Genomic DNA, 5,437 nt, shown 5'->3' with positions numbered 1-5,437 from the left:
TCAATGGTGGAGCACTCGGCTGTTAACCGATAGGTTGGAGGTTCGAGTCCTCTTCGCGGAGCCATTTTTTTATTTTTTTTAGAATAGTATTATAAGCTATAGCATGCATTTTGAAAGCATTGTTATGGCTTTTTTTATTCCATATGAATTTATACTAAATTTAAAGTTGTGAACATTGTAACTCTTGAGGGCATAAGTTATGGAAATACTTACTCAGAGAATCACAGTTTGTAAAGAGAATGAAAAAATATATTAGCCTGCTTAATTTTTCTCACATACATTTGAAAATCAGATGCATAAAAATCTACAGTTCCACAATCGCTTGAGAATTTGTTCTTTTCAGGCTCTATAAAGATGAATTAGGAATATATAATATGTATTAATTCTAAAATGTAGATGTTATTTGATAACTTTTATAGTATAGAGATATAATTTTGATATTTTATTAAAAAAGGGTTGCATAATCTAAAAAAACTGATATAATAGATTAAGTAATGACGTTCCGCGATAGCTCAATGGTGGAGCACTCGGCTGTTAACCGATAGGTTGGAGGTTCGAGTCCTCTTCGCGGAGCCATTTTTTTATATTTTTTTAGAAAATATTCAGACTTGACATATAAAATGATTTTGTTAAAATTAATTTATAAATTAAATACACATGTTGAAAAAGAAAAGTAATTTATAAGTCAGTTGAAGAGAGATGATGTTTGGTGGAAATCATTATTGGTTATAAATGAATGGAGCTTTTGAGTGTGAGGAAATCGATGAAGAAAGATGGGCTTAAGCCAAGAAGGGTGGAACCGCGGAATTATATTTCGTCCCTTTGTGCTTAAAGCCTTTTTTATTTTATAAAAATATATTTGGAGGGATAAAACAATGGCAGTAGAAAAAACAATGGATAAGATTGTGGCTCTTTGTAAAAATAGAGGATTTGTATTTCCAGGCTCAGATATATACGGTGGTCTAGCTAATTCGTGGGATTACGGTCCTTTAGGAGTAGAATTCAAAAATAATGTAAAAAAAGCATGGTGGAAAAAATTTGTTCAAGAAAGTCCGTATAATGTTGGATTAGATTCTGCTATTTTAATGAATAGAGAAGTTTGGGTTGCATCAGGGCATGTTGGAGGTTTTTCAGACCCATTAATGGATTGTAAGGAATGTAAGGCAAGATTTAGAGCTGATAAATTAGTTGAAGATCATATGACAGAAAATGGAGCAGAGGTAGCGACAGCTGATGGATGGACTAACGAACAATTGAAAGAATATATTGAAAGAAATAACATAGTTTGTCCCAAATGTGGAAAGATGAACTACACAGATATAAGAAAGTTTAATCTTATGTTTAAAACATTTCAAGGTGTTACTGAAGATGCTAAATCAGAAATGTATTTAAGACCAGAAACAGCACAAGGTATTTTTGTTAATTTTAAAGCAGTGCAAAGAACATCAAGAAAAAAAGTACCATTTGGTATAGCCCAAATAGGTAAATCTTTTAGAAATGAAATTACACCTGGTAATTTTACTTTCAGAACAAGAGAATTTGAACAAATGGAATTAGAATTCTTCTGTAAGCCTGGAACTGATTTAGAGTGGCACAAATATTGGAAGGACTATTGTTGGAACTTCTTGCTAAACTTGAATGTTAAGTCAGAAAATTTAAGAATGAGAGATCATGGAGAAGAAGAGTTATCTTTCTACTCGAATGCAACTTCTGATATAGAATATTTATTCCCATTTGGTTGGGGAGAACTTTGGGGAATAGCAGATAGAACTGATTATGATTTATCTAAACATCAAGAACATTCTGGCCAGGATTTAAGCTATTTAGATCAAACAACTAATGAGAAATATGTTCCATATGTTATAGAGCCTTCGTTAGGCGCAGATAGAGTTGCTTTAGCATTTTTAATTGAAGCATATGATGAAGAAGAGTTAGAAGGTGGAGATGTTAGAACTGTAATACATTTACACCCAGCATTAGCTCCGTTTAAAGCAGCAATATTGCCTCTTTCTAAAAAGCTATCAGAAAAATCTTTGGATATTTATGCGGAGTTAAGTAAGAAATTCAATCTTGATTTCGATGAAACAGGAAGTATAGGTAAGAGATACAGAAGACAAGATGAAATTGGAACTCCTTATTGTATAACAATAGATTTCGATACATTAGAGGATGAGTCAGTAACAATTAGAAATAGAGATACTATGGAACAAGAAAGAATTAAAATAAGTGAAATAGAAAATTATATCCAAGCAAGTTTGGAATTTTAGGATTATACCTAAATAAAAACTGATTCAAGATAATTTCTTCTTGGGTCAGTTTATTTTTTTGTTGCAAGTGTTATAATTAAAATAATGAAGAACAAATTTTGGCAATAATATATACGATGGATAGAGATTTGAATTTGGAGGATAAATCATGAAGAAGGATTTTAATGAGTTTAAAGAATTTATAGTGGGTAAGAAAGTTGGAGTTGTTGGAATTGGAGTAAGTAATATTCCGTTAATCAATTTTTTAATAGATTTAGGTGCTGCTGTAACGGCTTTTGACAAAAAGAATTTAGAAGAACTTGGAGATGTTGCAGATGGATTTAATAAAAAGGGAGTTAAGCTGGAGCTTGGAGAAAAATATCTAGATAACTTAAAAGGGTTTGATGTGATATTTAAAACACCATCAATGAGGAATGATAGTGAAGCATTAGTAAGGGCTAGAAAAGAAGGAGCATATGTTACTTCTGAGATGGAAGAGTTCGTTAGGTATACAAGAGGAAAAGTCTATGGAATAACCGGTAGCGATGGAAAGACAACAACAACAACAATTATTTCTAAGTTACTAGAAGGTCAAGGGTATAAAACATGGGTCGGAGGAAATATAGGAACTCCATTATTTTCAGAAATAGAAAACATACATGATGAAGATAAAGTTGTATTAGAGTTATCTAGCTTTCAACTTATGACAATGACTCAAGAAATAGATGTTGCAGTATGTACAAATTTATCCCCAAATCACTTAGACATGCATAAAAGTATGCAAGAGTATATAGATGCGAAAAAGAATATCTTTATATATCAAAATTCAAGTGGACTTTTAGTAGTGAATAGAGAAAACGAAATTACCCATGGATTTATAAAAGAAGCGAAAGGAAATGTGAAAGAGTTCAGTTCAAAAAGAGAACTGATAGATGGGGCATACTATAAAAATGGGATACTCTATCTTGAAGACAAGGAAGTTTGCAAAAAAGACGATATCGTAATTAAGGGGATGCATAATGTTGAAAATTATCTTGCAGCATTTTTAGCAACAAAAGACGATGTCTCTGTGGAGGTAATGAAAAAAGTTGCTGAAACATTTGCTGGCGTTGAACATAGGTGTGAACTTGTAAGAGAGATAGACGGAGTTAAATATTATAATGATTCTATTGCTTCAAGTCCTACAAGAACTTTAGCGGGGCTTAGAGCATTTGATGAAAAAGTAATAGTTATTGCAGGAGGGTATGATAAGAATATACCTTTTGAACCTTTAGCATATGAGGGGTACCCATATATAAAAGAATTGATCCTTATGGGAGCGACAAAGCACAAGATCAAAGATGTTTTTGATAATTTAGAAAATGAAAAAGGAATTAAAATTAATATAAATATGGTTGAGTCTTTGGAAGAGGCAGTAAGACTTGCTGAAAGCATAGCGAATCCAGGCGATATTGTCACTCTATCACCTGCTTGTGCATCATTTGATATGTATCCTAATTTTATGATAAGAGGTAATAAGTTTAAAGAGATAGTGAAGTCTTTATAAGTGCATAATGCAAGAAATAGGAGATAAGTGTTTAGTTATAAATACTTATCTCCTATTTTGCATTAACTTTTAGAAGAAAAATCTTTGAAGTATATATTATTCACATTTATACTTGGGCTATAGAATATACCTGAGGTAGTCAAATAATATTCATTTATACCCTCTGATATCTCTGGTTTAGAGGTAGCGGTTGAATTTTTTAAGTCTACTGATAGTGCGTATAAGTTATTTGAGTCACTGCCGTTAATAAAATATATAGATTTATCTATAATTTTTAACTGAAATCCATTCATTATGGAAATTCTCTTGCAGCTTAATGTAGATGGGTCCAGTGAGTATAGATTATTGTTATCAGAAGAATTAAAAAAAAGTAACTGCCCATCAAAAACTATAAAGCTATTAGCTGTGTAATCGGTAAGTTTTTGTCTATTACTACCATCCGTTTTTATTGAATATAATTTTGAGTTATCACTTAAGTTTTGATACACAATAAAATCTCCATTAATTATAAAAGAGCCTACACTATCAGGACATACCAATGAGTGTTCTGATGTTGATGTATTATATTTGTAAATCCTATTTTCGTTATTTTTATTTATGTAGAATAATTCTGAATTAGAAGCTATTAAATTATTTACTGAATCGTCATTCAACTTTGTGTAAGTTTTATCAGAAATGTTAAATGAAGATAAAGCATTATTATCTGAACCATTTGAAAAATAAATCATTTGATTAATTAAGGTCATATTATCAGCAGAATAATTTGCAAAATCAGTAACGCTCTTACTTTCGAGAATATCTTTAGGCAAAGGAGAAGGAATAATTGAAATTCTATTATTCTCATCGGGATTTGGAAATATTAAGTTGTTACCATTAAAAAGGAATGGACAAAAGTATGAAGAGCTACTAGTTAAGATAAATGAATTAGGCTCAGTTGCATCCATTGCTTGGGTATTTTGTACTTGTATTGATGTTTTGGAAGGGGGAGCTGTCTGTGAGTTGGATGGCGAAGCGATGTTGCTTGAGCATCCTATAAAAGAAAACATGGTAAATGGTAAAATGAAATAAAAAATTCCTTTATTCATAATTAAAATCTCCTGAAACTAAAATTATATATAATAGTATTTATAGATAAATAGGAATAATTAATTATTAAGTAATTAATTCTATTCTATTCTATTCTATATTATTAATATTAGAGTAGATTCCTATAACAGTAAAGACGTTGTTATATGTTTTTGCGGGCCTTTTATAGAAAATAATTGAAACAATACAATTAACACTTCCACGTGTGTCACATGGTGGAATAATGAGTATTTATTAGAAAAAGGCAGGTATATCAATTATAATTATTGATAACAATGGATATGCAGGTAATATTGTATAAAAAACATGATATGATTATATTCGTTGTCACGAGTAATTGATGAACAACAGATAAGAAATTAGCTAAAAAGTTTTAAATAATTATAAAAAATATTAAAAATAATTATTGACAACGATAGCTAATGATGTTATCATAATAAAGCAGTCAAGTTTGACTGAGAGATCTTTGAAAATTGAACAGAATATGATAAATACATTTAAGTAAACCAGCAATTTTTATTTGAGTAAGCTAAGATTAAACTTTTTATTGAGAGTTTGA

Annotated in this window: 3 protein-coding genes, 1 tRNA gene and 1 other annotated feature; of the genes, 3 read left to right on the top strand and 1 reads right to left on the bottom strand. The window is 30.5% G+C overall.

What is annotated here, in order from left to right; genetic code table 11:
• Window positions 1-501 precede the first annotated feature (501 nt).
• The 3 genes from L1S46_RS26080 (at window position 502) to murD (ending at window position 3,792) form a co-directional block, all read left to right on the top strand.
• Window positions 502-576 (top strand) — tRNA-Asn (locus L1S46_RS26080).
• A 75-nt stretch (window positions 577-651) separates the two neighbouring features.
• Window positions 652-825, top strand: a binding site (T-box leader).
• 50 nt (window positions 826-875) lie between these two features.
• Window positions 876-2,267, top strand: a complete 1,392-nt coding sequence (locus tag L1S46_RS26075; protein WP_238901423.1) for a glycine--tRNA ligase — start codon at window positions 876-878, stop codon at window positions 2,265-2,267.
• A 148-nt stretch (window positions 2,268-2,415) separates the two neighbouring features.
• A complete protein-coding gene (murD, locus tag L1S46_RS26070; protein ID WP_238901421.1) occupies window positions 2,416-3,792 on the top strand; it encodes a UDP-N-acetylmuramoyl-L-alanine--D-glutamate ligase in 1,377 nt (458 codons plus the stop codon).
• Window positions 3,793-3,854: 62 nt separating this feature from the next.
• Here murD and L1S46_RS26065 read toward each other — a convergent pair whose 3' ends face one another.
• Window positions 3,855-4,877, bottom strand: coding sequence for a DUF5050 domain-containing protein (locus L1S46_RS26065; RefSeq protein WP_238901419.1), 1,023 nt, complete (start codon window positions 4,875-4,877; stop codon window positions 3,855-3,857).
• Window positions 4,878-5,437 lie beyond the last annotated feature (560 nt).

This window comes from Clostridium sp. YIM B02500 (assembly GCF_022324665.1).
Classification (GTDB): Bacteria; Bacillota; Clostridia; order Clostridiales; family Clostridiaceae; genus Clostridium; species Clostridium beijerinckii.
The sequence above is the reverse complement of the archived record's forward strand: the minus strand, read 5'-3'. Positions and strand labels throughout refer to the sequence as shown.